The organism is Lactobacillus kalixensis DSM 16043 (genome assembly GCF_001434335.1).
In the GTDB taxonomy this organism is placed as follows: Bacteria; Bacillota; Bacilli; order Lactobacillales; family Lactobacillaceae; genus Lactobacillus; species Lactobacillus kalixensis.
This window is the reverse complement of sequence record NZ_AZFM01000002.1, coordinates 20969-47347: the sequence shown is the minus strand read 5'-3', so window position 1 is coordinate 47347 and position 26379 is coordinate 20969. Positions and strand designations below refer to the sequence as shown.

The following is a 26379-nucleotide window of genomic DNA, read 5'->3' as shown; positions in this document are numbered from 1 at the left end:
GATGGACTTTACATTCGATTCAGATGACAATAAGAATGCAGTCATTAAGGTAATCGGTGTTGGTGGTGCTGGTGGTAATGCCGTTAATCGAATGATCGATGACGGTGTACAAGGCGTATCATTTATTGCAGCCAACACTGATGTGCAAGCTTTGAATAGTAATAAAGCTGAAGAAAAAATTCAATTAGGACCTAAATTGACTCGTGGTTTAGGTGCAGGTTCACATCCAGAAGTAGGTCAAAAGGCCGCTGAAGAAAGTGAACAAACAATTGAAGATGCACTTAAGGGTGCAGATATGATCTTCATCACTGCAGGTATGGGTGGTGGTACCGGTACAGGTGCTGCTCCTGTTGTAGCTAAAATTGCCCGTGAAACTGGTGCTTTAACAGTTGGGGTTGTCACTCGCCCATTTAGTTTTGAAGGTCCTAAGCGTTCAAGAAACGCTGCAGAAGGCATTACTCAATTAAAGCAATACGTTGACACCTTAGTTATTATTGCTAATAATCGCCTTCTTGAAATGGTTGACAAGAAAACCCCAATGATGGATGCTTTCAAGGAAGCTGACAACGTTTTAAAGCAAGGTGTTCAAGGTATTTCAGATTTGATTACTTCAACTGACTACGTAAACTTGGATTTTGCTGATGTTAAGACTGTTATGGAAAACCAAGGTGCTGCTTTGATGGGGATTGGTCGTGCTAGTGGTGAAAACAGAACTGTTGAAGCTACTAAATTGGCTATTTCATCACCACTACTTGAAGTTTCTATTGATGGTGCCAAACAAGTTCTACTTAACATCACTGGTGGTCCAGATTTGACTTTATTTGAAGCACAAGATGCTTCGGAAATTGTTTCTAAGGCTGCTGGTGATGACGTCAACATTATTTTCGGTACTTCAATTAACCCTAATTTGGGTGATGAAGTTGTGGTTACTGTTATCGCAACTGGTATCGATTCAGCTGCTGAAGAAGCAGCTTCAAAGCAACTTCCTGGTAGAAGCCACCAAATTAAGGCTCAACCTAAGGCTGAATCAAAAGAAAATAATAATGGTAGTCAAATTGGTCAAACAGTTCATCCGGATTCAGAAAATCAACAACATGTTGAACCAAATAGAAATACTCAGAATCCAACACCGAAGGATAGTATGGTTGATCCAACGAGTGTTTGGGGATTGAATGATTCAACCCAAGATCACAGAAGAACAGTTTCACCAGATTTAAGTGAAAATAATGCTGATAATTTTGATAGTTTTAGCAATGAAGATCAAAATAGCATTTCACAAATTGAAACTAGCGTTCAAGATGACGATGATAATAATGATATTCCATTCTTCAAGCACCGTGGTGAAAACTAGTTAGGAGGCTCTAAATGGCTTTTGATTTTGGAAAATTCCTCGGAATTTCAGGGGACGAAGATTCTTTGGAAGAGGAAGAATATACAAGCGAGCAAGAAAATAATACTGATGAACAAGTGCCACTTAATTCAGTAAATCGTGACAACGTTGTATCAATTAAATCAGGTATGAGTGCATCCAAGAGTCAAATTGTCTTATACGAACCTCGAGTTTATTCTGATGCTAAAGATGTAGCACGAAACTTAATTAATAACAAGGCTGTTGTTATCAATTTTAGTAGAATCGATGATAAGTCTGCTAATAGAATCGTTGATTTTATTGCAGGTACTGTCTTTGCTTTAGGTGGTCAAATTCAACGTATTGGTAGTAAGATTTATCTTGCTACTCCACCTAAGTTTGTTACTGATGGTAAAATTAGTGATTTAGTTGATAAGAAAGATAATTTTAGTTAGATGATAGTTTCTTATATCATTGTTGGCTTATCATGGATAATTTGGTTGTATTGTTTGCTTATCGTAATCAATGCGATTTTAAGTTGGGTTCCATTTTTAGCCAACTCTTTTATCGGAAGATTAATTAGTAAAATTGTTGATCCATATTTAAGATTATTTAGAGTGGGTCCACTGCAAAAATTAGCTTATAGTACGGGAATTGATATTTCTCCAATTATTGGAATATTTTTACTGTACTTTATTCAGGATTATGCATTACCATGGTTAGCTAATATTTTGTTTAGATTAGTAGGATAAAAATGGAAAAAAGACAAGCAAGTAGTTTTTATCCGCACTTTGGACAAGATGAAAGACCAACAGTCGATCGACTGGTTGGTCTTTTTAATAGTTTAATTTTTAAGCAAGAGGCATTTTTAACAGACTTTTTAGACCCCGGTCAACGTGATATTTTAAAGATAATTGCGGGTAATGATGCATTTATTCAAGATTTTGGTGGTTATCAAGGTGCGGAAAAAAGAAGAGTATATTTAAGTCAAGAATGGGAAAATTTAAGATTAGACAATTTTCAAGTGATTCCTGTTCAAATTCAATATCCAGAAAAGTTTACTAAATTAACACATAGTTCAATTCTAGGAACCTTAGCTAATTCCGGGGTAGAAACTGATACGTTTGGTGATATTATTACAAATGGAGATGGGATTTGGCAGTTTTTTGTCAAAGCTGATTTAGTTGATTTCTTTACTGGTCAAATTGATCGAATTGGTCGAACGAGTGTAAAGATTGAACCAATCGATTTTAAACAGGTAATTTCTCCAGAAGATGATTCAGTCCAAAGAGAAGCGATTATTGCGTCACTGAGATTAGATGCAATTTTAGCGGGCATCAGTAAAGAAAGTCGAACTAATTTAAAAAAAGAAATTGAAGCGGGGAATGTCAAATTAAATTGGCACGATGTGAAAAATTCTAATATAATGGTTAAAGAAAACAATGTTTTGAGTTTGAGGCATTTTGGTAGGTTACAAATAATAAACATTTCGTCTACAAGAAAAGGAAAATTTAAGGTGGTGCTGAAACTTTGGCAGACAAAGAAGAAAAGATAACCCCAATGGAGATTCACAACAAGGAATTCAAACGTCGAGGTCGTAACGGTTATGATCGTTATGAAGTTGATAGTTTTTTGGATCAAATTGTTGAAGACTATGGTGATGTATTAGATGGAAATGTAGATCTTAAAAATAAGGTCTTTTCTCTTCAAGATGAATTAAAGAAAAAAGATCAAGTTATTACAGATTTACAAAATGAAGTTGCCAAATACAAGCAAAGAGAAACTGAAGTTAACGAAGTTTTGGTTTCTGCAAGAAAATCAGCAAAAGAAATCAAGGACAATGCTCAAAATGAAGCAGACCAATTAATTGCTAATGCAAAAGTTCAGGCAGAAACTGACACTAAGTTCCAAAGACAACAACAAGAAACTTTGTCAAAAGACTATGATCGTTTGAAGGAAGAAATTGGACAATTCCGCCTTCACATTCAAGATATGCTTCAAAAGCAAATTGATAATTTAGATGATGAAGAATGGCAGCATGCATTAGATAAATATTTTGATACACCAAGATATTATCCAGAAGATGGTTCAGAACCAATTGACAATGGTGACGAGGTCGACTTACTTGCTGATTATGGTGATGATGACGATGAAGATGAAGAAAATGTTATCGGTGAACCAGATGATGTTGACAAAGACGACCTTGATGCCGTAGAATCTTCTCAAGAGCCTGATCAAGATGCACAACCTTTGACAGGAGATAGTTCGAATACGGCAACTTTTAGTCCAAGCCCAGAACCAACTTCAGAAGTAGGTTCTAATGCGACAATTGTCTTTCCGGACGATTACAAAAAGCATAATTAAAAGAGACTGGCAGTAAAATCAAACGGCAATTCAGCGAGCTAATGTTGGTGGAAGATTAGCATAAGAGCCTGATGATTGATCAGCTGCCTAAGTGGTCTACACGTTTTTTGCACGTTACGCAAAGTTGAGTGGAGCAAGTAATTGCTCAATTTAGGTGGTACCACGATTAACCTCGTCCTAATTTGGGACGGGGTTTTCTTTTTTAGAAAGGATAATCTATGAGAATTAAAGATACACTTAATTTAGGTAAAACTAAATTTAAAATGCGTGGAAATCTTCCAGTTCGTGAAGGCGAATGGCAAAAACAATGGGAAGAAAACAAATTATATGAACAAAGATTAAAGTTAAACGAAGGCAAGCCTCGTTTTGATCTTCACGATGGCCCTCCATTTGCTAATGGTAATATTCACATGGGTCACGCTTTAAACAAGATCTCTAAAGATATTATCGTTCGCTTCAAGAACATGGATGGTTACTATGCACCTTATGTACCTGGTTGGGATACTCACGGTTTACCAGTTGAACAACAATTAGCTAAAAAAGGTGTAGATCGCAAGACAATGGATCGTGCAAAATACCGTGAAATGTGTCGTGAATTTGCTGAATCACAAGTTAAAAAGCAAATGGCTGATTTCAAGCGTCTTGGTGTAATGGCTGATTGGGATCACCCTTACATTACTTTGCAACACGATTTTGAAGCTCAAGAAATTCGCGTCTTTGGTGAAATGTTCAAAAAGGGTTATATTTACAAAGGCTTAAAGCCAGTTTACTGGTCATGGTCAAGTGAATCTACTTTAGCAGAAGCTGAAGTTGAATATCATGATATTAAATCACCAAGAATTTACGTTGCTTTTCCAATTAAGGATGGTAAGGGTAAACTTGATTCAGATGTTTCACTTATAATTTGGACAACCACTCCTTGGACTATCCCAAGTAACGTCGGTATTACTGTTAACCCTAAGTTTGATTATTCAGTAGTTGAAGTTAATGGTAAGAAGTACGTTATCGGTACCGATCGTTTACCAGCAGTTGCAGAAGATTTAGGCTGGAAAGACTACAAGGTCTTAAAGCACATGGCTGGTACAGAATTTGATCGCATGACTTACAAGCACCCACTTTACGATGTAACTGGCTTAGTTATGAACGATTCATATGTTACTGATGATGATGGTACTGGTTTAGTTCACAACGCAACTGGTTTTGGTGAAGATGACTACCGTGTAGGTCAAAAGTACGGCATTCCTGTTTTCAGTCCAATGGATGCACAAGGTCGCTTCACTAAAGATGTTCCAGACCCAGATTTAGTAGGTGTCTTCTATGATGATGCTAACAAGATCGTTGCAGAAAAGCTTGAAAAATCTGGTGCACTTCTTAAATTGAGTTTCTTCACTCACTCATACCCACATGATTGGCGTACTAAGAAGCCAGTTATTTACCGTGCAACTACTCAATGGTTTGCATCAATTGATAAGTTCAGAGACCAAATTCTTGATCAAATTGAAAAGTCAGACTTTATTCCTTCATGGGGTAAGACACGTCTTTACAACATGATTAAAGACCGTGGTGACTGGGTAATTTCACGTCAACGTGCTTGGGGTGTTCCACTTCCAATTTTCTATGCAGAAGATGGTACTCCAATTGTTACTCCAGAAACTATTAACCACGTTGCTGATATCTTTGAAAAAGAAGGTTCGAATGCTTGGTACACCCATACTGCTGAAGAATTATTACCAGAAGGATTCACTTCAGAACACTCACCAAATGGTAAGTTTACTAAGGAAACTGATATCCTTGATGTTTGGTTTGACTCAGGTTCTTCATGGTCAGGCGTAATGGAAAAGCGTGATGGCTTACACTTCCCAGCAGATCTTTATCTTGAAGGTAGTGACCAATACCGTGGTTGGTTTAACTCAAGTTTGATTACTTCAGTTGCTGTAACTGGTCAAGCACCTTACAAGCAAGTTCTTTCACAAGGGTTCGTTCTTGATGACAAGGGTCACAAGATGTCTAAGTCACTTGGTAATGTAATTTCACCTAATGACGTAATCAAAAAGATGGGTGCTGAAATTATCCGTTTATGGGTTGCGCAAGCAGATACTACATCTGATGTAGCTGTTTCATATGATATCTTAAACCAAGCTGCTGAAAGTTACAGAAAGATCAGAAACACTTTCCGGTACATGCTTGCTAATACTAGTGACTTTGATCCTAAGGAAAATAGAGTTGCTTATGAAGATTTACGTTCAGTAGATCAATACATGGAAGTTAAGCTTAACGATTTAGTTAAGGAATGTTTAGCTGCTTACGATAAGTTTGATTTCAACACAGTTTACAAGAAGGTATTCAACTTTATTTCAAATGATTTATCAGCCTTCTACCTAGATTTTGCTAAGGATGTTCTTTATATTGAAGCAGAAGACAGCCACGTTCGTCGCTCAATGCAAACAGTTATTTATGATGCAGCTGTTAAAATTGCTAAAATTTTAACACCAATATTGCCACATACCATGGAAGAAATCTGGGGCTTCCTCAAGGAAGAAGAGGACTACATCCAACTTGCAAATATGCCAGAAGTTGAAAACTTTGCAAACCGCGATGAATTACTTGAAAATTGGGCAAAATTCATGAGATTAAGAGACGATGTTTTAAAAGCCTTGGAAGATGCCCGTAACAGTAAGTTAATTGGTAAGTCATTTGAAGCAGCTCTAACTATTTATCCAGATAAAGAAACTCAGGCTGTATTAGATGAACTTGATGCTGACTTCAGAGAAATTTTAATTGTTTCTAAATTAACTATTAGTAGTGAAGACGCACCTGCTAATGCTGAAAAATTTGCTAATGCTTCAGTAGTTGTTGAACATGCTGAAGGTGACGTTTGTCCACGTTGTCGTATGATCAGAACCGATATTGGTGTTGATCCTAAATTGCCAATGTTGTGTGGTCGTTGTGCTAAAATAGTAGAAGATAATTATCCAGAAGCAGTTCAAGAAGGTTTAGAAGATTAATGCGCTTAGGAGTAGTCAAGCAGTTTGATGAAGGCAAGAGTTTTGGCTTTATTAAAGATGATCAAAATCATAAGTCATATTTTGTCTTTTATACAGCAATTAAAGAAGAAGGTTATAAGAGATTGGAAGTTGGGCAAAGGGTTAGATATCAGCTTGCTCAGGGTAAAAATGGCCTTCAATGTGTTAACGTCTATTTAGACGAACCAAGTGATAAGGAAGATTAAATGGATTTACAAGAAACCGAAATTTCTTCACAGCCGATTTTTAAAGGCAGAATTGTAGACCTATCAGTTAGAACAATTAAACTTCCCAATGGTGAAACTTCGACTCGGGAAATCGTGAAGCATCAACCTGCAGCTGCAGTAATTGCAATTAATGATAAACAGGAGATGCTTCTGGTTAAGCAATGGCGTGAAGCAATCAAACAAGTAACGTTAGAAATCCCAGCAGGGTTGATCGATTTTACTGACGCTAGCCCATTAGATGCGATTAAGCGTGAGCTTAATGAAGAAGGTGGCTATCGTGCAGATTATTGGGAAAAAGTAACGGAATTTTACTCTTCAGTTGGTTTTACTGATGAAAAACTTCACATTTTTTATTGTGATACTTTAACTAAATTACAAGATAAGCGTCCACTCGATAGTGATGAGTTTTTATCATCAGAATGGTACAGTCTTGATGAATTGAAGAAGCTTCTTTCAGAAGGCAAAATTGTTGATGCTAAAACTGTCTATGCTATTACTTTTTGGGAAAACATGCTCTTAAGAAATAAGCAAGACGAAGAGAGTAACAATGACTGAGAAAAGATCAGATTATCGCAAAAAGCAGTCAAAACAAAAAGCAAAGAAGTTGTTTAGAAAGTTTCATCCTGCTTTTGATAATCAAAATGAAACTGAAACTGTAGATGTTAATACTCCAAATACCGAAGAACAAATTAGACGACCTCTTGAAGGTAATGGAGAACAGCACTACTATGAAGACCCAAATCGCTTAACTAAAGAAGAAAAGTCTTTAAGACTGAAAAAAAGGCTGAATAGTGCTATCCTAATAGTGTTTGTTCTGATTATATTAGTTTTGTTAGCATTATTTCATCTATAAAATAATAATGAATGAGGAAAAGTATGAAGATAGCAATTATTGTTCCAATGGAAATTGAAGCAGCTTTTTACCGTAAGTACTTTCACTCAGGTCAAAAGGAAATGTTCGGATCAACTGTATTCGAACATTTTTCTGTTAATGGTAATGATATATACCTTGGTCTGTCTGGAATTGGTAAAGTTCAAGCTGCGATGAATTTATCAAGTTTGTTGAGTAATGTTGATATTGATGAGATTTTTATGACTGGTACAGCTGGTTCAATGAATAAGGATGTTCATTGTGAGGATTTAGTCTTTCCAAGTGAATTTGCTTATCATGATGCTCACAATACTTTGGCTGGTGATTATGTTGAAGGGCAGATTCCACAAGAACCTGCAAGATTTGAACTTAATTCACCCGAACGTGCAAAATTTGGTGAATTCTTGAAGAAGCAAAATATTGATTACAAAGAAGGTTTGGTTGTAACTGGTGATTCATTTATTGGTTCAGCTGAGCAAAAAGATGAGATCAAAAAGAACTTTTCAGATGCTTTAGGCGTTGAAATGGAAGGTGCTGCTTTTGCACAAGTTGCAAAACACTTCAATAAGCCTTTGATTGCAATGCGTGCTATTTCTGATAATGGTGATAAAGACGCAAATGAAAGCTTCGATAAATTTGCTGAAAAAGTTGGTGCCAAGGCAGCAAAGTTAATTTGTGATTATATAGAAAAGATGAATTAAAGTGAAGGAAATTTATTTAGATAATGCGGCCACCACGCCCATGTCTTCAAAAGTAATCGATGTCATTACCGACGAAATGAAGAATGATTTTGGTAATGCATCATCTACTTATGAACTTGGTCGAAAAGCTCGTAATACAATTGACCGAGCTCGTCATATCATCGCAAGTTCAATCGGTGCGAATGATGGTGAAATTATTTTTACTTCTGGTGGTTCAGAGAGTAATAACACTGCTATTTTTGGTACAGCATATGGCCGTCAAAATATCGGAAAGAAGATTATTACCACGCCAATTGAACATCCATCAGTTCTTAACCCAATGAAACGTCTTGAAAAAGAAGGTTACGAAATCGTATATCTTGATGTCGATGAAACTGGTCATATTTCTTTAGATCAACTTAAACAAGAATTAACGCCTGATACAATTTTGGTATCAATTATGGCAGTTAATAATGAGGTTGGGACTATTATGCCGCTTCAAGAAATTGGTGATTTGGTAAAGGATACTAACGCTTATTTCCACGTTGATGATGTGCAAGGGATGGGAACGATTGATATTGATGTTAAGAAAATGCATATCGATTTCATGTCTGTTTCTGCCCATAAGATTAATGGACCAAAGTTCTTAGGCTTTTTGTATGAGAAGAACGATATTTCTATTCCTAATTTGGTTCTAGGTGGAGAACAAGAAGTTAAGCGTCGTGCTGGTACTGAAAATGTTCCAGGCATTGCTGGCTTTAGTGAAGCCGTTAAAGAAATTGAAGAGATTGGTCATCAAAATATTCAAGATAAATATCATCATTTCCAGGAAATCATCTTGAATAAGTTAGATGATAATGATGTTGAGTATGACGTTAATGGTGGCGTTGGTGAAAATATGTCACACCACGTTTTAAATTTGCACATTAAGGGTGTTTCTACTACTGTTTTACAAACTAACTTAGATTTAGCAGGCTTTGCAGTTTCAGGTGGTTCAGCATGTACTGCGGGTTCTCTTGAGCCATCTCATGTTTTGATTGCCTGCTTTGGTGCAGATTCACCACGTATTCTAGAGTCAATCCGTATTTCTTTTGGACGGTATAATACTGAAGAAGAAGTAGAAAAATTTGCAGAAGAATTGGTAAAAATCGCAAATAAACGACAATCAAAATAAAGGGTTGCTTTTAAAAAGAAAGTAACTTATTATTAATAAGTGAGGAAAAACTATGGCAAATACAGTTATGATCAATGGCGATCAAAGAAAATTTACTTTGAATCCTGATATTAAGCTTTATGCATTGATTGATGCAGGCTTTGTCAAAACAAACAAAGGAAATTATAATTATGAGCATCCTTTGTACAATGATTCACCATATAATGCTCCAACTAAGTTGAAGATGACCATTAACAAGGATTTATCTCATTTAACAATGGTTGTTACTGATCGTTCTGGTTTGCAGAAGGTTAATATTTTTAAAAACAAGCAATTAACGCCTACTGTAGAACTTTTAGATTACATTTTAAAAGACCTCGAAGAGCGCAACATTCTTGTTGAAGTGAAAAAGGATTGATTTCATGGTAGAGAATAAGAAGAAACGCGTAGTTGTTGGTATGAGTGGTGGAGTTGATTCATCAGTTTCCGCATTACTTCTCAAACAACAAGGCTATGATGTTATCGGTGTCTTCATGAAAAATTGGGATGATACAGATGACTCTGGTGTATGTACAGCAACTGAAGACTATGAAGATGTAAAAAAAGTTGCTGATAAAATCGGTATTCCATACTATTCAGTCAATTTTGAAAAAGAATACTGGCATCGTGTTTTTGAATATTTCTTAGATGAATACAAGAAGGGTAGAACACCTAACCCTGATGTTATGTGTAACAGTGAAATTAAATTCAAGTCTTTCTTAGATTTTGCAATGGATTTGGATGCTGATTATATTGCTATGGGGCATTACGCTAAGACAGTTAAGGATGAAAATGGTCTTGTCCACATGGTTCGTCCTAAGGATGGTAATAAGGATCAGACTTACTTCTTAAGTCAATTAAGCCAAGATCAAATTAAGAAGGTAATTTTCCCACTTGCAGATTTAACTAAGCCACAAGTTCGTGAAATTGCTATCGAAAACGGTTTAGCAACAGCCAAGAAAAAGGATTCTACTGGAATTTGTTTTATTGGTGAAAGAAACTTTAGAAAGTTCTTGAGTGAGTTCTTGCCAGCTAAGTCAGGTAAGATGGTTACTCCAAATGGTAAGGTTGTCGGTGAACATGCTGGCTTAATGTACTACACTATTGGCCAAAGATCTGGCTTAGGTTTAGGTTCAACTAAGGAATCAACTGATCCATGGTTTGTAGTTGGTAAGAACCTTGAAAAGAATGAATTAATCGTTGAACAAGGCTACGATAGCAAGCGTCTATATGCTGATGAACTTAAGGCAAGTGACATGTCATTCTTTACTGGTAAGCCAGATCATGACTTTGAAATGCATTGTACTGCGAAGTTTCGTTACCGTCAATGCGACTTAGGTGTGACTGTGAAGTATAATGCTGCTGACAATACTGCTGATGTCATTTTCGATGAACCTGCACGTGCAATTACTCCAGGTCAAGCACTTGTTCTTTACAACGGTGAGGAATGCTTAGGCGGCGGCTTTATCGATGCAGCATTCATGCATGAAAAGCAATTACAATTAGTATAAAATTTCAAAGCGGGAAGAAATTCCTGCTTTTTTTTACGTAAAAATGATAAAATAAATAAGAACATAAGTTTTGAAAGGTAATTACAATATGTATAAAATTATTGCGTGTGATCTCGATGAAACTCTACTTAATGACAATGCTATTATTTGTCAGCGTAATAAAGAGGCGATACAAAAAGCTATCGAGCAAGGAGTAAAATTTGTGCCAGCAACCGGTCGTGGTTATCGCTCAACACAAGACATTTTGGAAGAGCTAAACTTAAAAGATATGGCCGCAGAATATGTTATTTCTTTTAATGGGGCATGTTTAACAGAGAATAAAGATAATACTGTTCTTAATTTTGAAGGATTAACCTGGGAAACAGCTGAAAAATTATTTGAATTGGGACAAAAATATGATGTTTGTATTCATGTCTACTCACCAGATGTTCTTTATGTCTATCATGTCGATGAAGATGAATTAAATTATATTCGTCTGCGCTATAATTTTAAAATAATTGATGATCAAAAAAATTTAGAATTCTTAAAAGGACAGAAAATTCCTAAAGTAATCTATGGCAGCACTGATAGTGAATACTTACATCAAATCGCCGAAGAATTGGGATCAATTACTGATGATTTAGATGTATCATATTCATCTAATCGCTATATGGAATTTAACAAAAAAGGTATTAATAAAGGGAGTGGATTAAAAAAACTTGCCCAAAAATTAGGTGTCTCAATGGATGAGACAATAGCTTTAGGCGACAATTTTAATGATCTTTCAATGATTCAAGCAGCTGGTTTGGGAATAGGGATGAACAACACTAACCCGAAGATGAAACAAGAATGCGACTATATTACAGAAGCTGATAATAATCAAGGCGGTGTTGCTGAAGCAATTGAACATTTTGTTTTAAAATAAAGCAAATGCGGCTTTTTTTGCTACAATAGTCCGTAAGGAGATAAAAATTATGCAAATATACTTTGTTCGTCATGGAAAAACTGAATGGAATTTAGCTAGTCGCTTTCAAGGGGGACATGGAGATTCACCATTACTTCCAGAAAGTTTGCAAGATATTAAAAAATTGGGGCTTCATTTAAAAGGAATTCAATTTAGAGGCATTTTTTCAAGCCCTCTTCAAAGAGCCTTTAATACTGCTCAGGGAATCGATAATGCAATGAATGCTCAATTACCCGTAGTGATTGATGAACGCCTACGTGAGTTTAATTTGGGTGATATGGAAGGTATGAAATTTGATGATGCCGCTAAGAAATATCCTACTCAAATTGACAACTTTTGGAATCATCCAGATAAATATGATCCTCGCGAGCTTAATGGCGAAACTTATGAAAGTGTCATTGCAAGAGGTAGAGACTTTGCTAGTGAAATGGCTAAGCGGTTTCCACAAGATGATGATAAAGTATTAGCAATTAGTCATGGTGCAGCTTTATCGGCAATTATGGGTGGATTACTAGGATACCCACTAAAAGATGTGCGTAAGCGCGGTGGGCTGAGTAATACTAGCTTAACCATTTTGGAAACAAAAGATGGCGGAAAATCTTTTAAACCAGTTGTTTGGAATGAAACTGATTTTTTAGGAAGAAAATTATCTAAGACGGATTCACTTTAATGGATAAAGAAATAAACAAATTATACGACGCGGGCAATGTAGACCGCGCCATTCATTTATTAGTTAAAAAAATTGATGCTCACCTGCAAAACGTTGATAACTATCTGCAACTTTCAACATATTTGCTGGAGCAGGGAAGTGCTGATCAAGCACAAAAATTACTTGAAGAAGCAATGCATTTAGTCAAAAAGCCGCAAGAGCTTTATTATAACTTAGCAATTTGTTACTACATGCAGGGAGAATATGAAAAGGCGTTAGGGCTTCTTGATCAAATTCCTAATGATGACTTGACCTTGTACCAAAAGGCTCTTGTATATCAAAAAATTGGTCAGAATCAAAAGGCTTTAGCATTTGCTCTAACCATCAAAAACCGTGATGCCAAGACCTTAGAATTGATCGGTGATATTTGGCTAAGTATGGGTAATTTTGAAGAAGCACAGAAAAACTATTTAAGTATTGCTGAAGAAGAAAAAACTGCGAAGGTTTATTTCTTGCTTGGGGTAGCTAGTTTTGAAAATGATCGCGATCAAGCTGAAAAATATTTTGATAAAAGTAAATCTTTGGATGCTAAATATTATTCAAAAGCTAAGCAACAATATGGTAATTTATTAGGCCTAATTAGTGGTAAGGAAAAAAATAATGGTTGAGTTTAAAGGAAAGATCAACAATATCATTTTTGAAAATAATGAAGATCTTTTTAAGATAATGGATGTTGAAATTATCGGTAAACTAGATGAATATTCAGATGATCATATTGTAGTTACTGGAAATTTCGGTAATATTCAACTAGAAACTACTTACCAATTTAGCGGGCGCTTAGTAATGCATAACAAGTTTGGTTTGCAGTTCAGAGCAGACAGCTACAAGCAAGTTATGCCCCATGAAGAAGGTAGTTTAACCAAATATTTGTCTTCAAATAAATTCCCTGGGATTGGGAAGCAAGCAGCTAAGAAAATCGTTGATGAAGTTGGTTTAAATGCCTTAGATGAGTTAAAGAATAACCCAGCAAGAATTGCTGCCTTACCTTTAACTCAAAAACAAAAAGATAGTCTGCTTAGAGGAATTAATACTATGGATTCCTTTTCAGAGATTGTTTTAAAGCTTGCGCAATATGGGATAAAAAAGAATATTGCAACACAAATTTATCAACTTTATCATGGTGAATCTTTAGAAAAAATTCAAGAAAATCCGTATGCTTCAATTGATGAAGTATCTGGATACGGATTTAAGAGTGCTGATACTATTGGCAAGGAATTAGGTATTACCGGACAAGATCCAAAACGTATTCAAGGTGCTATTTATGAAGTCTTGCTTGATGCTTTGAATGGTCGCGGTGACACTTACGTTGACTTAGCAGAATTATTAACTGAAACAAGTAAACTTCTTGAAACAAATCAATTTGATCCAATTGCGGAAGTTATTAATGATCTTCAAGTGAAAAATAAACTCGTTGTTGATAATGAAAATGCATATTTAGCTAATATTTTTAAATGCGAGAATGACATTGCACAAGATATGTTGAACCTAGTTAATCGTAAAAAGACTCAAAAAAGTGAAACGTATTCTGACGAAGATGTAGAAGATGCAATTAAAGATGTTGAAAAAGAGCTTGAAATTAAATATGACGCTACTCAAAAAACAGCGATCAAAAATGCGTTAAATAATCCAATTTCGATTCTAACTGGTGGTCCTGGTACAGGAAAAACTACGATTATCAATGGTATTTTAATGGCTTTGAGAAAATTAGCTGATATCCCATCTTCTGCTTTATTTAGTGAAGATCCACCATTTCTTTTAGCAGCGCCGACTGGTAGAGCGGCTAAAAGAATGGGAGAAATTACAGGAATTGCTGCTAAAACTATCCATAGATTATTAGGCATCGGAATTGGTGATAGTGATAATGAGGAGCTTAATAAATTAAATGGTGAGATTTTAATTATCGATGAGATGTCGATGGTTGATATGTTCTTGTTCAAGCAATTAATTAGTAGTATCGATCAAACTCGTCATATTGTTTTTGTAGGAGACCGTGACCAGCTACCTTCAGTGGGTGCAGGGAATGTCTTCAGCGATTTAATTAAATCAGGAGCTTTTCCAACTACGATTCTGAAACAAATTCACCGGCAAGGCGATGATTCAACGATTATTAGTTTGGCTCATGATATCAATGAAGGTAAGAATCAAGATGCTCTGTTTAAGAAAACTAAGAATTATTCCTTCATTCCGTGTCATCCTCAACAAATTGGAGAAGCAGTAAGGCAAATAATCGAATTAGCACTTAAAAGGGGATTTGATAAAGATCAGATTCAAGTTCTAGCTGCGATGTATAAGGGACCAGGCGGTATTAATAATCTAAATGATATTCTGCAAGAGATTATGAATCCATCAAAAGAAAGAGCTAAGAAGATTGAAGCACATGATGAAGTCTTTCGAATCGATGATCGTGTTTTGCAATTACAAAACAATCCTGAAAAAGACATCTATAATGGTCAAATTGGAAAGGTTATTGGAATCGACGAGGAAGATTCTTCTAAATGTTTAATTGCAGATTTTGATGGTCGCGAAATCGAATTTAGCAAAAAAGAACTCTATGATTTAACACGAGCATATGCGATCACCATTCATAAGTCACAAGGATCAGAATTTCCATTAGTCATTTTAAATTTGACTATGCAGAATTTTATGATGTTGAAGCGAAATTTACTTTATACCGCAATTACTCGTGCAGAAAAAAATTTAGTTCTTGTTGGTGAACCTAAAGCTTATATTATGGCTTTTAATACTCCAGGTAATGATCGTAAAACTGGATTAACTGCAAAACTCAAGAAAATTTTAGGTATTATTGAGCCTGAAAAAACTCAGACAAAAAAAGAAATTAGTAGTTTAATCTCTGAAGAAAATAATGAAATTCAAGAAGATGATGAAGAAGATTATCTTCTCACTAAAGAAAAAATATATTCAGGGGTAATTGATCCTATGATTGGGATGGAAGGTATAAGTCTGACAAAACAATAAAAGAGCTGACTCCGATATGGGTCAGCTCTTTTTGTCGAAATGAAATGTGAGAATAATATTATTAGTTTTTGTTTTTCTTTACTGGTACGGGTACTGGCTTTTTAATCATGGTTGTGCTCATGGCTGTTAAGCCTAGTACTACGAACGGAAGACTAATTAGTAGTATATGTAACATTAACATCATCCTTTCTGTCTTCTTGTCTAATAGAATAGCTGAAAAGTATGAAGACTTTATTGATAAATGTTAATGTTTTGTTTAAGAAAAAAATTTGGAATGTAGTTTCTTTTTTACTGAAAAATAAGGTAAAATACTCTTGTTAGAGTCAAGTCTATTTGTCATACCTTAAGCTCCTGGCTTAAGGTTTGTTTGATTTAATGCATAAATTTTGACGAGAAGAAGAAAGCTATGAATAAAGAATTGAAAGCAGAAAAGCTAAAAGAAGATATTGGTAATTGGGTGAGTCAGAATACTGGTGTAATTAAGGTTGCAGAAGATACTTATGAAGTTGCAACTACTCAAATTGACTCATATGGTGATACAGTTTATTGCTTTATTACCAAGGTTGGTGATTATTACGAGGTAAGTGATGATGGGCGACTTCTCTTTAAATTAGATCCGGGCGAGACTAATCCAGAATTATATGAAACTGGCGAAGAAATTGCTTTAGGTGCAGGATTTGATTTTGATGATGAAACTTGCAGTATTTCTGTTACCACAGATGAAGAAAATCTCGCTCAAGCTACAATTAGATTAGCACAACTTCAAGTTGCTATATCATATTTAGGCTAAAAAACACGCCAAACCTTTATTAAATAGGGCTTGGCGTGTTTTTTATCTAATGAGATAGAAATTATCAATCATGAATTGAATGGAATGAGCCATTTTATCAGTATCTTCACCATCAATTTGAGTGTATTCTGGCTTTTTAACATTAACTCTTATTTCTTTACCTTCAATGTAATGAAAATGTGAATCAGTAACATGAGAGCCATCTTTCAGCATTTTGGCAAAGAGAAAAACAAATTTGCGAAGGCTCGGCTTTTCAACAATTACAGTATCTAAAACATGACTATGCAGATTGGCCTTAGGTAAGATAGGAACACCACCACCAAAGTAAGGATGGTTAGTTGTTGTTACTAAGTAGGCATCGTGGAAAATGTGAGCAATACCGTCTGCACCGGTAACAGTAGCAGTAAAAGTATCTTGCTTTTGTAAAACATTGATCACATTTAATCCATAAATTAAATTGCCCAAATGAATTTTGTTCAAAATCTTTTTCATTTTTTGGTTATTGCTTTGGTGTACAACATTAGCATCGAATCCAATACCATAATTATTTACAAAATAATGCTTAATAACATTCTCTTTTTGGCTACTATAACTACCACAGTCAACTTTTTCTATTTTGCGATTATTCAATAACCTGTTAAGAAATTTTTGAGGATCAGTTGTTAATTTAGCAGCTCGTGCAAAATCATTCCCAGAACCAGCTGGTAAATATGCAAGTGGGGTATTTGGATGAAGTGATTTTTTGACTCCATTTAATGCTTGGTTAAATGAGCCATCACCACCAATAATAACTAAAATTTCGTCTTCAGAATGGTTATTATTAGCATATTTTTTTGCAAGTTTGATTATTTCACCAGGATATTGGCTTATTTGTGCCCGAAAACTAATTTGTGAATCTTTTAAAAGCTTCGCAAATTTTGCATATGTTATTTTTCCATGATTATTTCCAGCTACAAGATTGACTAACAGATGGAGTTTAATTTTTTTATGCATATACCTAATTTAATAAATATTCAAAAAGAAAAACCCTTTCGGGTTTTTTTATTTCTTTTCAATGATCATTGGCAAAATCATTGGGCGTCTTTCAGTTTTTGAGTATAAAAAATCTGAAAGATTTTCAATAATTGCTTTTCTTATGTCAGCGTCTTTTGGTTTTTCAGCCTTAGCCATTTCGTTTCTGAGAACGTGATAAACGTGCTTTTGGGCTTGGCTAATTAACTCAGTAGATTCACGCATGTAGACAAAGCCTCTACTTAAAATATCAGGACCAGCTAAAACGCGCTTATGTTTATAATCGACAGTAGCAACTGCAACTACTAAACCTTCTTCAGATAAAATTTGACGATCACGAACCACAACGTTGCCAACATCAGCACTGCCAGAAGTATCAACATAGACGTCACCAGCAGGAATGTGACCAGCAATTCTAGCACCTTCGGGACTAAAGCAGACAACTTCGCCATTTGATAAAACAAAGGTGTGATCTGCTGGAACACCTGCTTCTTGAGCTAGTTCTGTGTGAATAACTTGCATTCTGTATTCACCGTGAACTGGAATCATGTACTTTGGCTTAGCCAAGCGAACCATCATTTTTAATTCTTCTTGTCCACCGTGACCGGAAGTGTGAACGTCATTAACTCTTCCGTGGATTACAGTTGCTCCACCTTCCATTAATTTATTAATTAAATGGTTAACGCTCAGTGTATTACCAGGAATTGGGTTAGAGGAGAAGATTACAGTATCGCCAGGTTGTAAGCTGATTTGACGGTGAGTACCGTTGGCAATTCTAGAAAGAGCTGCTAATGGTTCACCTTGAGAACCAGTACATAAAATCATGGCCTTATCAGGTGGAGTATGGTTGATTTCATCAGCGTCAACGATTAAACCTTCAGGAAGATTTAAGTATCCTAGATCAATTCCGTTTTGAACTCCATTTTCCATACTTCGACCGAAGATTGCGACTTTGCGACCTGTATCAATAGCTGCTTGAATAGCAGTTGATACACGATAAAGGTTAGAAGCAAAGGTAGCGAAGATGATGCGACCTTTGATACCTGAAATAATATCGTGAAGTGATTTAGCAACAAAACGCTCAGATTTTGTAAATTGTGGTACTTCTGCGTTGGTTGAATCAGAGAGAAGGGCCAATACGCCTTCTTCACCCAGTTTTGCCATTCTTTGAAAATCAGGACCAGGTTGTCCCATTACAGGTGTTAAGTCGAACTTGAAGTCACCAGTAAAGACAACGGCGCCAAGTGGTGTGTGAACAGCAATTCCAAGAGTATCTGGAATTGAGTGGGTGGTTCTAAAGAATGTGACGCTTAACTTCTTGAATTTTAAAACTGTATCTTCGTGTTCTTCATGAAGTTCAGTTGTATTTAAAATACCGTGTTCCTCAAGTTTGCCTCTGATTAAAGAAAGAGCAAACGGAGTTGCATAAACAGGGATTTCTGGAATTTTTTCTAGTAAGAAAGGTATACCACCAATGTGGTCTTCGTGGCCGTGGCTAACAACCAGTGCTTTGATTTTCTTACGATTTTTTACCAGGTACGAATAGTCAGAAATGACGTAATTAATCCCTAATAAATCATCTTCGGGGAACTTAATTCCACAGTCCATGATGACAATTTCATCTTGATACTGAACACAATACATATTTTTACCGATTTCATGCAAACCCCCGATTGCATATACGGCTACTTCATTATTTTTAATTCGCACTCTTAATTCTTCTTGTCGAACGTCGTCAACTTAAAGTCAGCGTGTTCTTGTTCGTATTTCAAAGAGTTTCCAGTTAATTCTTGAATGAGTTCAATGTTGTAGGGGGTATTGTCCTCAACCAATGTTCTTGCTTCGACTTGATTATCAGCTTCCATATAGAGAGTTTGAGTTGTTTCTCTACGTGGGTTAACAATCTTGTCTTTTTGATATAAAACTTTGTAGATCATAGTAAATAATCTCCTTAAATCTTAATTTTAAAACGTTCTCAAAAGAAAATATTTTTGTAAAATATTTTACAGCTAAATAAAATTTTATCATATTTAGATAGCCAAGTATAGAAACAAGTTCTTATTGATTTGAAAAGCAAATTAAATCACGAGCTTGGTTGACTATAAATAACAAAAGAGCTAACATGAAGGCGTAGTAAATGACAACTCATTTGCTCAAAATAAGAAGTCTCTTCAATCTTCTTAATTCCCATTGCTGAAAGTCACCGGCTCAGTCACCCGGCGGCTTCTATTTTTACGCTGAAATAAAAATGACAAACAAAAAGCGCAAATTTTGCAATTTACGCTTTTTAATAACAATATAGGCTTTTAAAAATAACAATCCTAGGAGATGACGATTGTATCATCTGCTAAGTAGAAAGGATCTTCTTTGTTGATACGGTCATAAAAGAGGTGCCCCTTCAAGTGGTCAATTTCATGACTAGCAACAATAGCAGGATAGTCCTTTAAGCGAATTGTCTTTTCTTCGCCATCAACAGTGAAGTAATGAATAGTCAATTTATCTGGGCGGGGTACATAACCATTGATAACTTCATCAACACTTAAGCAGCCTTCACCTTCACTTAGACAAACTTGTCTAACTGATTCAGATAGAATTTCTGGATTAACAAAAGTGTCTTTGAAGATAATGTTACCTTCATCATCTGGCACAAGTAGGGCTGCCATTTGGACACTTTCACCAACTTGTGGTGCAGCAAGACCAACACCAGCACGCAATTGGTGCTTTTCAGCGATTTTAGGGTCTTGAGAGTTAATTAAGTATTCCATCATATCATCTGCCAACTTTTTGTAGTGATCACTTAATGGAAAAGTTAATGGTTCAGCAACTTTACGCAAAACAGGATTACCATCACGCGTAATATTTTTCATTAAAATCATTGATTTGCTCCTTTTTAGAAATTAATATTCAATAATATTTTTACCATAAAAATATAAATTTTGCTCAAATTTAAATATGTAAGCGGTGTAAAAGATAAATTGCGTATAAACGTTGACCTGTAGGGGACTAGGTGTTAAAATTTATCAACGTAACTATAAGAGAAAATAAATTGATAATGCACTTCGATAAGGCGTGAATGCGCGCTACCGAAACTGTGACGGAGTCACAGTTTTTTTATTGAAGATGGGGAGGAATACTTTTGTCAGAAAAAAGAAGAGACGATCTAAGAAATATCGCCATTATTGCCCACGTTGACCACGGTAAAACTACTTTGGTTAACCAATTGCTCAAGCAATCCGATACTTTGCCAGAACACATGAATCTGGAAGATCGTGCAATGGATTCAAATGATATTGAACGTGAACGTGGTATTACTATTTTATCAAAGAATACTGCTGTTAAGTATCACGGCACTACTATCAACATTTTGGATACACCTGGACACGCTGACTTCGGTGGTGAAGTAGAACGTATTATGCACATGGTTGATGGTGCACTTTTGCTTGTTGATGCTTATGAAGGACCAATGCCACAAACTCGCTTTGTATTGAAGAAGGCATTGGAAGCTGGAGTTAAGCCAATCGTTGTTTTAAACAAGATTGACCGTCCAGGTGCACGTCCTAAGGAAGTTCTTGATGAAGTTTTGGAACTCTTTATTGAATTAGGTGCTAGTGATGAGCAACTTGACTTCCCAGTTGTTTATGCATCAGCTTTGAATGGTACTTCTTCATACGACGAAGATCCTGCAAAGCAAGAACACACTATGGATCCAATTTTTGATACTGTTATTAAGAATATTCCAGCCCCACTTGATAATTCAGATGAACCATTACAATTCCAAATCACAATGCTTGATTGGGATGACTACGTTGGTCGTATCGGTGTTGGTCGTATTTACCGTGGTAAGGTAAAGGTTGGCGACAATATTACAGTTATGAAGCGTGACGGTTCAACTCAAAACTTCCGTGTTACTAAATTATTTGGTTTCTTCGGTTTGAAGCGTAACGAAATTCAAGAAGCAGAAGCTGGCGATATTATTGCAATTAGTGGTATTAACGACATTTACGTTGGTGAAACTATTGCCTCTGCAGAACAACCAGAAGCATTACCTCTTCTTAAGATCGATCCACCTACTCTTCAAATGGACTTCGTTGCTAATGACTCTCCATTTGCCGGTCGCGAAGGTGATTTAGTAACTCCTAAGAAGCTTGAAGATCGTTTGATCCGTCAAACTCGTACTGATGTTTCATTAAAAGTTGAACCAACTGACCAGATTAATGCTTGGACTGTTTCAGGTCGTGGTGAACTTCACCTTTCAATTTTGGTTGAAGAATTACGTCGTGAAGGCTTCGAATTACAACTTTCACGTCCTAAAGTTATTTACCGTGAAATTGATGGGGTAAGATGTGAACCATATGAAGCAGTTCAAATTGATACTCCAGACGAATACGTAGGTTCCGTAATTGATTCACTTTCACAAAGAAAAGGTGAAATGCAAAATATGGAAACTACTGGTAACGGACAAACTAGAATTGAATTCTTGGTACCATCACGTGGTTTGATTGGTTACAACAACGAATTCATGTCACAAACTGGTGGTTACGGTATTTTGAACCACACATTCGATTCATATAAACCAGTTGTTAAAAACTGGGAACCAGGACGTCGTAATGGTGCTTTGGTATCAATTAACCAAGGTCAATCAACTACTTATTCACTTCAATCAGTTGAACAACGTGGTGTATTGTTTATCGGTGCTGGTGTTGAAGTTTACGAAGGTATGATTGTAGGTCAATCTTCACGTGAACGTGATATTGCAGTTAACGTAACTAAGGGTAAGAATTTGACCAACACCCGTGCTTCTGGTAAGGACCACGCAGCTGCTATTAAGACGCCAAAGACTATGACTTTGGAAGAAGCAATCGAATTTTTGAATGATGATGAATACTGTGAAGTAACTCCAGAAAGCATCCGTCTTCGTAAGAAGATTTTGAACACTTCAGAGCGTCAAAAGGCTGACAAGAAACGTAATCGTCAGTAATTAAATAACTTTAAAAAGGCTATCACTAATAGAAGTGATAGCTTTTTTGTTTTATAATGAAAAAGATACTAATAGCTAAAGGAGACTGCCAAAGTGCGTCAAAAAATACGTTATTTAAATATGAACATCTTTATCCCATATTTATTATTGGTGATTTTTGGTGTCATTTTAGTCTATTCATCAAGTTCAACTATTTTATTACAAAATGGTTTTAATCCAAGTACCTATGGGGTAAGACAGGCAATATATGCAATAGTGGCATTTGCCTTATTCGGCGTTCCATTTTTTGCTCTAAAACTAGAAGTGTTTAAAAATCCAAAATTTGTAGTTTGGTTTCTTGGTATCAGTATTGCTTTACTAATGTGGTTAGTTGGAATGAAGTTAGTACATGGATCTAGTGCTGCAGTAAACGGTGCTGTTGGTTGGATTAATTTAGGGTTTATTAATTTGCAGCCTCTTGAAGTAGCTAAATTAGCTTTAGTAATTTATTTGGCATTTGTCCTTAATAAACGCGACGGAAAAATTGTTAAAGGAAATATAATTAACGAATTAAAACACCCGGCTATTTTAACTGGTTTTATGATGGCTCTAGTTATTGTTGAACCAGATTTTGGTGGAACTGCAATTTTATTCATGATTGCTTTTGTTATGTTTTCGATATCTGGTGTCCCAGCAAGAACAGTATTTAAATGGACAATTGTAATGCTTGCGATTTTACTTGTAGGGATATTCATATTACTTACTTTTGCACCTAGCTCTATAAGAAATAGCTATCAATATAGCCGTTTCTTATCAGTTCTTCATCCATTTGAACTTGAGCGAAAAGGTGGAGCACAATTAGTTAATTCTTTCTACGCAATTCATAATGGCGGCATCGGCGGCGTGGGACTAGGAAACAGTATGCAAAAGCGTGGGTATTTACCAGAACCATATACTGACTTTATTTTGTCAATTGCTGCTGAAGAATTAGGATTTATTGGTATTCTGATTATTCTTGGCCTGATGTTTTGGCTTTTATGGAATATTATGGAAGTTGGGATTAAAGCACAAAGTCAATACAATTCTTTAGTTTGCTTTGGTGTAACAACTATTATCTTTACAGAAGCATTATTTAATATCGGCGCAGTTGTTGGTCTTTTACCAATTACAGGAGTTACTTTGCCATTTATTTCATACGGTGGGTCATCTTTGATTGTTTTAACAGCATGTATTGGATTGGTTTTGAATATTTCTGCTAATGAAAAAGCTAGAGAAGAAAAGGAGTATTCAGTTGCATGAGTATCAATGAAGAATTAAAGAGTGTTGGGTTACAACAACGTGACGGAATAATTGTATATCTTGATAATATCAGTAACCAATATCGTCTTAGAAAGTATGGCGATATTGTTTATTTTTCCAAAAAAATGAAGTATTGTGTCATTTATATCGATAATAATGATGCAGAAAAAATTAAGGATGAGATTGCTAATTTAGATTTTGTTAAAATGGTAGAAGACTCTGCTACTGATAAAATTGATTTGGATAGTGCGTATATTGAAGAGCAAATTCAAGATCTAGCTCAAAAGGCTGAGGCTGAATTAGCAGAGAGACAAGAAAAAGAGGATTTATACAATTGAGGATTATTTCTGGAAAATACGCTAAACGGAATTTATTTACATTGAAAAGCCGTAAAACAAGACCAACTAGTGATAAAGTTAAAGAATCACTATTTAATAGTCTTGGTCAATTTTTTGACGGAGGTGAAGTGCTAGATCTTTATGCAGGTAGTGGGGCTTTAGGAATTGAAGCAGTTTCAAGGGGCTACGACCATGCAGTACTCAGTGATATTAATTATGAGGCTGTCCAAATAATTAAGAAGAACGTTGCTTTAACTAAAGAAGATCAACGTTTTTCTGTATATAAAAAACCAGCTAAGGCAATGTTAAAGATGCTAGCTGAAGAAAAACAAAAGTTTGACTTAGTTTTTTTGGATCCACCTTATGCTAAGCAAAAGATGCTCAGTGATATGAAAACTTTGCTTGTAGATGATTTATTAAATGATCAAGCAATTGTTGTTGCGGAGACTGATGATGAAACAGATTTACCTGCAATTCCAGGTTATGATCTATTAAAAGAACACCATTTAGGTAAAACTATTGTTAGAATTTATCGAAAGGAATAATCAATGTCTGTATCATTTTTTCCAGGAAGTTTTGATCCGATTACAAATGGTCATCTAGATGTGATTAGACAGGCTGCTAATATTTTTGATCAAGTTTATGTTGTAATTATGACTAATACTAATAAGAATTATTTGTTCTCGCCTGATCAAAGAGAAGAATTTGTTAGAGATGCAATTCAAGGAATTGATAATGTACAAGTGATCAAAAGACCTGAAGAATTAGCGGTTAATGTAGCACAGGAATTAAATGTTGATACAATTGTCCGCGGTGTGCGTAATACACAGGATTTTTTGTATGAGCAGCAAATTGCGGGTATAAATAAGAAAATCTATCCTAAACTAAACACAGTTCTATTATTTACAAGTCCTAAAAATAGTTTTGTTGCTTCAAGCATGGTAAAAGAAGTTGCTCGCTTTGATGGTGATATTTCTGAATTTTTACCTAAAAAAGCTGCTAAAGCGTTAAAAGAGAAAATGAGGTCGAGTAATGGATAATCATTCATCTCAAAAAAAGACTCATAAAAAGTTAAGAAATTGGTTAATTACCTTTGCAATAATTATTGTTGTTTCCGTAGTCTCACTATGGCCAACGGACTATTTTATTGAGAGCCCGGGTCAGGCCTTTGAAGTGGGGCAATTTATGGAAACTAAGCGTAAGAAATCAAATAATTTATATATGGTTACTGTTAGCGTAACAAGTAGACCTGCTAATGTTTTGCAATATTTATGGAGTTATACGCAACCATTTGATTCACGGACACCAAGTTCGGAATTGCTAGGGAATCAAACTAGCAGTCAATATGAGGAACTCCAGAATTGGTATATGGAAACGTCTCAGCAAAATGCCATCTATTATGCAGCTAAAAAAGCTGGATTAAAACCTAAATTAAAGTACCTGGGTGTTTATGTCATGGATATTCAAAAGAATTCCAGCTTTAAAAATAAACTTCAGATAGGTGATACAGTTTTAGGTACAAATGGGCATCGTTTCCATTCTACTAGACAGATGCAAAATTATCTAAATAGTCAAAAAGCTGGTTCAACTGTAAAAATCTTAGTAATGCGCAATAAAGCTAAAAAGACTTTTACTGGTAAAATTGTCAAATTGTCAAATTCTAATCGTAAAGGAATTGGGATTCAATTAGTAGAACACGTTGACGTCCAGACTAAACCAGCATTATCAATTAATGCTGAAAATATTGGTGGATCAAGTGCTGGCCTGATGTTTTCATTAGAAAGTTATCAAATTTTTACTAAGCAAAACTTAACTAAAAATCATAAGGTAGCTGGAACAGGGACAATTGATCCAACAGGTAAAGTTGGAATAATAGGTGGTGTTGATAAGAAGGTTGTTGCTGCTAATAAAGCTGGGGCAGAAGTTTTCTTCGCACCAACAGATCGTTCTGGCGTCAAAAAATCTGAAACCAACTACGAAGTGGCTAAACGAACTGCCAAAAGAATTCACAGCAAGATGAAAATTGTCCCAGTTGCTAACTTTGAAGATGCTTTAAGTTATCTTCAAAAACATTATTAAAAAATTTTTTCAAAAAAATCAAAAGTCCAGAGTAAAATCTGGGCTTTTTTGCGTATTTAAA

General features: G+C 35.5%; 28 protein-coding genes. 24 read left to right on the top strand and 4 right to left on the bottom strand.

Going from position 1 to position 26379, the window contains the following annotated elements:
- The first annotated feature begins 1 nt into the window (after position 1).
- The 18 genes from ftsZ to FC46_RS00895 all read left to right on the top strand — a co-directional run bounded on the left by ftsZ (position 2) and on the right by FC46_RS00895 (position 16634).
- Entirely contained in the window at positions 2-1351 is a 1350-nt protein-coding gene (gene ftsZ, locus FC46_RS00980) for a cell division protein FtsZ (RefSeq protein WP_057797181.1), read from the top strand.
- A 14-nt stretch (positions 1352-1365) separates the two neighbouring features.
- Complete coding sequence (locus FC46_RS00975) at positions 1366-1803, top strand: cell division protein SepF (RefSeq protein WP_057797180.1); 438 nt, start codon at positions 1366-1368, stop codon at positions 1801-1803.
- Positions 1804-2100 (top strand): YggT family protein, encoded by a 297-nt coding sequence (locus tag FC46_RS00970; RefSeq protein WP_057797179.1) that lies wholly within the window; start codon positions 1804-1806, stop codon positions 2098-2100. It begins immediately after the preceding gene.
- Between the two features lie 2 nt (positions 2101-2102).
- A complete protein-coding gene (locus FC46_RS00965; RefSeq protein ID WP_057797178.1) occupies positions 2103-2903 on the top strand; it encodes a YlmH family RNA-binding protein in 801 nt (266 codons plus the stop codon).
- Positions 2879-3712: a DivIVA domain-containing protein gene (locus FC46_RS00960; protein WP_057797177.1), complete on the top strand. Its 834-nt coding sequence runs from the start codon at positions 2879-2881 to the stop codon at positions 3710-3712. Before FC46_RS00965 ends, FC46_RS00960 begins: the two co-directional genes overlap by 25 nt.
- 218 nt (positions 3713-3930) lie before the next feature.
- A complete protein-coding gene (gene ileS, locus FC46_RS00955) occupies positions 3931-6717 on the top strand; it encodes an isoleucine--tRNA ligase (RefSeq protein WP_057797176.1) in 2787 nt (928 codons plus the stop codon).
- Positions 6717-6941 carry a cold-shock protein gene (locus FC46_RS00950; protein WP_057797175.1) on the top strand — a complete coding sequence of 75 codons (225 nt, stop codon included), beginning with the start codon at positions 6717-6719 and terminating at the stop codon, positions 6939-6941. The genes ileS and FC46_RS00950 overlap by 1 nt, the downstream gene beginning before the upstream one ends.
- Positions 6942-7517, top strand: coding sequence for an NUDIX hydrolase (locus FC46_RS00945; RefSeq protein WP_057797174.1), 576 nt, complete (start codon positions 6942-6944; stop codon positions 7515-7517).
- Positions 7510-7815, top strand: coding sequence for a hypothetical protein (locus tag FC46_RS00940; protein WP_057797173.1), 306 nt, complete (start codon positions 7510-7512; stop codon positions 7813-7815). The genes FC46_RS00945 and FC46_RS00940 overlap by 8 nt, the downstream gene beginning before the upstream one ends.
- 23 nt (positions 7816-7838) lie before the next feature.
- Positions 7839-8534 (top strand): 5'-methylthioadenosine/adenosylhomocysteine nucleosidase, encoded by a 696-nt coding sequence (locus FC46_RS00935; RefSeq protein ID WP_057797172.1) that lies wholly within the window; start codon positions 7839-7841, stop codon positions 8532-8534.
- A 1-nt stretch (position 8535) separates the two neighbouring features.
- The gene (locus tag FC46_RS00930) at positions 8536-9687 is read left to right on the top strand and encodes a cysteine desulfurase family protein (RefSeq protein WP_057797171.1); all 1152 of its coding nucleotides are present in this window, start codon (positions 8536-8538) and stop codon (positions 9685-9687) included.
- A 52-nt stretch (positions 9688-9739) separates the two neighbouring features.
- The gene (locus FC46_RS00925; RefSeq protein WP_057797170.1) at positions 9740-10084 is read left to right on the top strand and encodes a DUF1831 domain-containing protein; all 345 of its coding nucleotides are present in this window, start codon (positions 9740-9742) and stop codon (positions 10082-10084) included.
- Positions 10085-10088: 4 nt separating this feature from the next.
- The gene (gene mnmA / locus FC46_RS00920; RefSeq protein WP_057797169.1) at positions 10089-11216 is read left to right on the top strand and encodes a tRNA 2-thiouridine(34) synthase MnmA; all 1128 of its coding nucleotides are present in this window, start codon (positions 10089-10091) and stop codon (positions 11214-11216) included.
- Between the two features lie 88 nt (positions 11217-11304).
- Positions 11305-12120, top strand: a complete 816-nt coding sequence (locus tag FC46_RS00915) for a Cof-type HAD-IIB family hydrolase (RefSeq protein WP_057797168.1) — start codon at positions 11305-11307, stop codon at positions 12118-12120.
- Between the two features lie 49 nt (positions 12121-12169).
- Entirely contained in the window at positions 12170-12829 is a 660-nt protein-coding gene (locus FC46_RS00910) for a histidine phosphatase family protein (RefSeq protein ID WP_057797167.1), read from the top strand.
- Positions 12829-13476 carry a tetratricopeptide repeat protein gene (locus tag FC46_RS00905; RefSeq protein WP_057797166.1) on the top strand — a complete coding sequence of 216 codons (648 nt, stop codon included), beginning with the start codon at positions 12829-12831 and terminating at the stop codon, positions 13474-13476. Before FC46_RS00910 ends, FC46_RS00905 begins: the two co-directional genes overlap by 1 nt.
- A complete protein-coding gene (gene recD2, locus FC46_RS00900) occupies positions 13469-15844 on the top strand; it encodes an SF1B family DNA helicase RecD2 (RefSeq protein ID WP_057797165.1) in 2376 nt (791 codons plus the stop codon). Before FC46_RS00905 ends, recD2 begins: the two co-directional genes overlap by 8 nt.
- Before the next feature lie 406 nt (positions 15845-16250).
- Entirely contained in the window at positions 16251-16634 is a 384-nt protein-coding gene (locus FC46_RS00895; protein WP_057797164.1) for a DUF1828 domain-containing protein, read from the top strand.
- 42 nt (positions 16635-16676) lie between these two features.
- Here the strand turns inward: FC46_RS00895 and FC46_RS00890 are convergent, their stop codons facing one another.
- The 4 genes from FC46_RS00890 to def form a co-directional block, all read right to left on the bottom strand.
- Positions 16677-17627 carry a diacylglycerol/lipid kinase family protein gene (locus tag FC46_RS00890; RefSeq protein ID WP_057797163.1) on the bottom strand — a complete coding sequence of 317 codons (951 nt, stop codon included), beginning with the start codon at positions 17625-17627 and terminating at the stop codon, positions 16677-16679.
- Between the two features lie 48 nt (positions 17628-17675).
- Positions 17676-19355 carry a ribonuclease J1 gene (gene rnjA / locus FC46_RS00885; protein WP_057797162.1) on the bottom strand — a complete coding sequence of 560 codons (1680 nt, stop codon included), beginning with the start codon at positions 19353-19355 and terminating at the stop codon, positions 17676-17678.
- Positions 19356-19357: 2 nt separating this feature from the next.
- On the bottom strand, positions 19358-19582 hold the full coding sequence (locus FC46_RS00880) for a DNA-dependent RNA polymerase subunit epsilon (RefSeq protein WP_057797161.1): 225 nt from the start codon (positions 19580-19582) through the stop codon (positions 19358-19360).
- A 384-nt stretch (positions 19583-19966) separates the two neighbouring features.
- A complete protein-coding gene (gene def, locus FC46_RS00875; protein WP_057797160.1) occupies positions 19967-20521 on the bottom strand; it encodes a peptide deformylase in 555 nt (184 codons plus the stop codon).
- Positions 20522-20781: 260 nt separating this feature from the next.
- Between def and typA the strand changes: the two genes are divergently transcribed.
- The 6 genes from typA to FC46_RS00845 all read left to right on the top strand — a co-directional run bounded on the left by typA (position 20782) and on the right by FC46_RS00845 (position 26318).
- A complete protein-coding gene (typA, locus tag FC46_RS00870) occupies positions 20782-22623 on the top strand; it encodes a translational GTPase TypA (protein WP_057797159.1) in 1842 nt (613 codons plus the stop codon).
- A gap of 93 nt (positions 22624-22716) precedes the next feature.
- Positions 22717-23901 carry an FtsW/RodA/SpoVE family cell cycle protein gene (locus FC46_RS00865; protein WP_057797158.1) on the top strand — a complete coding sequence of 395 codons (1185 nt, stop codon included), beginning with the start codon at positions 22717-22719 and terminating at the stop codon, positions 23899-23901.
- The gene (locus FC46_RS00860) at positions 23898-24239 is read left to right on the top strand and encodes a DUF2129 domain-containing protein (protein WP_057797157.1); all 342 of its coding nucleotides are present in this window, start codon (positions 23898-23900) and stop codon (positions 24237-24239) included. Before FC46_RS00865 ends, FC46_RS00860 begins: the two co-directional genes overlap by 4 nt.
- The gene (rsmD, locus tag FC46_RS00855; protein WP_057797156.1) at positions 24236-24784 is read left to right on the top strand and encodes a 16S rRNA (guanine(966)-N(2))-methyltransferase RsmD; all 549 of its coding nucleotides are present in this window, start codon (positions 24236-24238) and stop codon (positions 24782-24784) included. Before FC46_RS00860 ends, rsmD begins: the two co-directional genes overlap by 4 nt.
- Positions 24785-24787: 3 nt before the next feature.
- The gene (gene coaD, locus FC46_RS00850; RefSeq protein WP_057797155.1) at positions 24788-25279 is read left to right on the top strand and encodes a pantetheine-phosphate adenylyltransferase; all 492 of its coding nucleotides are present in this window, start codon (positions 24788-24790) and stop codon (positions 25277-25279) included.
- On the top strand, positions 25272-26318 hold the full coding sequence (locus FC46_RS00845; RefSeq protein ID WP_057797154.1) for a SepM family pheromone-processing serine protease: 1047 nt from the start codon (positions 25272-25274) through the stop codon (positions 26316-26318). The genes coaD and FC46_RS00845 overlap by 8 nt, the downstream gene beginning before the upstream one ends.
- The last annotated feature ends 61 nt before the right edge of the window (positions 26319-26379 follow it).

Excerpts from the sequence above, each read along its gene's own strand:
- FC46_RS00945 (WP_057797174.1), top strand. The coding sequence starts at position 6,942 with ATGGATTTACAAGAAACCGAAATTTCTTCACAGCCGATTTTTAAAGGC.
- recD2 (WP_057797165.1), top strand. The coding sequence starts at position 13,469 with ATGGTTGAGTTTAAAGGAAAGATCAACAATATCATTTTTGAAAATAAT.
- FC46_RS00940 (WP_057797173.1), top strand. The coding sequence starts at position 7,510 with ATGACTGAGAAAAGATCAGATTATCGCAAAAAGCAGTCAAAACAAAAA.
- FC46_RS00860 (WP_057797157.1), top strand. The coding sequence starts at position 23,898 with ATGAGTATCAATGAAGAATTAAAGAGTGTTGGGTTACAACAACGTGAC.
- FC46_RS00910 (WP_057797167.1), top strand. The coding sequence starts at position 12,170 with ATGCAAATATACTTTGTTCGTCATGGAAAAACTGAATGGAATTTAGCT.
- FC46_RS00935 (WP_057797172.1), top strand. The coding sequence starts at position 7,839 with ATGAAGATAGCAATTATTGTTCCAATGGAAATTGAAGCAGCTTTTTAC.
- mnmA (WP_057797169.1), top strand. The coding sequence starts at position 10,089 with ATGGTAGAGAATAAGAAGAAACGCGTAGTTGTTGGTATGAGTGGTGGA.
- FC46_RS00970 (WP_057797179.1), top strand. The coding sequence starts at position 1,804 with ATGATAGTTTCTTATATCATTGTTGGCTTATCATGGATAATTTGGTTG.
- coaD (WP_057797155.1), top strand. The coding sequence starts at position 24,788 with ATGTCTGTATCATTTTTTCCAGGAAGTTTTGATCCGATTACAAATGGT.
- ftsZ (WP_057797181.1), top strand. The coding sequence starts at position 2 with ATGGACTTTACATTCGATTCAGATGACAATAAGAATGCAGTCATTAAG.
- def (WP_057797160.1), bottom strand. The coding sequence starts at position 20,521 with ATGATTTTAATGAAAAATATTACGCGTGATGGTAATCCTGTTTTGCGT.
- FC46_RS00880 (WP_057797161.1), bottom strand. The coding sequence starts at position 19,582 with ATGATCTACAAAGTTTTATATCAAAAAGACAAGATTGTTAACCCACGT.
- FC46_RS00950 (WP_057797175.1), top strand. The coding sequence starts at position 6,717 with ATGCGCTTAGGAGTAGTCAAGCAGTTTGATGAAGGCAAGAGTTTTGGC.
- ileS (WP_057797176.1), top strand. The coding sequence starts at position 3,931 with ATGAGAATTAAAGATACACTTAATTTAGGTAAAACTAAATTTAAAATG.
- FC46_RS00975 (WP_057797180.1), top strand. The coding sequence starts at position 1,366 with ATGGCTTTTGATTTTGGAAAATTCCTCGGAATTTCAGGGGACGAAGAT.
- FC46_RS00915 (WP_057797168.1), top strand. The coding sequence starts at position 11,305 with ATGTATAAAATTATTGCGTGTGATCTCGATGAAACTCTACTTAATGAC.
- FC46_RS00965 (WP_057797178.1), top strand. The coding sequence starts at position 2,103 with ATGGAAAAAAGACAAGCAAGTAGTTTTTATCCGCACTTTGGACAAGAT.
- FC46_RS00905 (WP_057797166.1), top strand. The coding sequence starts at position 12,829 with ATGGATAAAGAAATAAACAAATTATACGACGCGGGCAATGTAGACCGC.
- FC46_RS00890 (WP_057797163.1), bottom strand. The coding sequence starts at position 17,627 with ATGCATAAAAAAATTAAACTCCATCTGTTAGTCAATCTTGTAGCTGGA.
- FC46_RS00845 (WP_057797154.1), top strand. The coding sequence starts at position 25,272 with ATGGATAATCATTCATCTCAAAAAAAGACTCATAAAAAGTTAAGAAAT.
- FC46_RS00895 (WP_057797164.1), top strand. The coding sequence starts at position 16,251 with ATGAATAAAGAATTGAAAGCAGAAAAGCTAAAAGAAGATATTGGTAAT.
- FC46_RS00925 (WP_057797170.1), top strand. The coding sequence starts at position 9,740 with ATGGCAAATACAGTTATGATCAATGGCGATCAAAGAAAATTTACTTTG.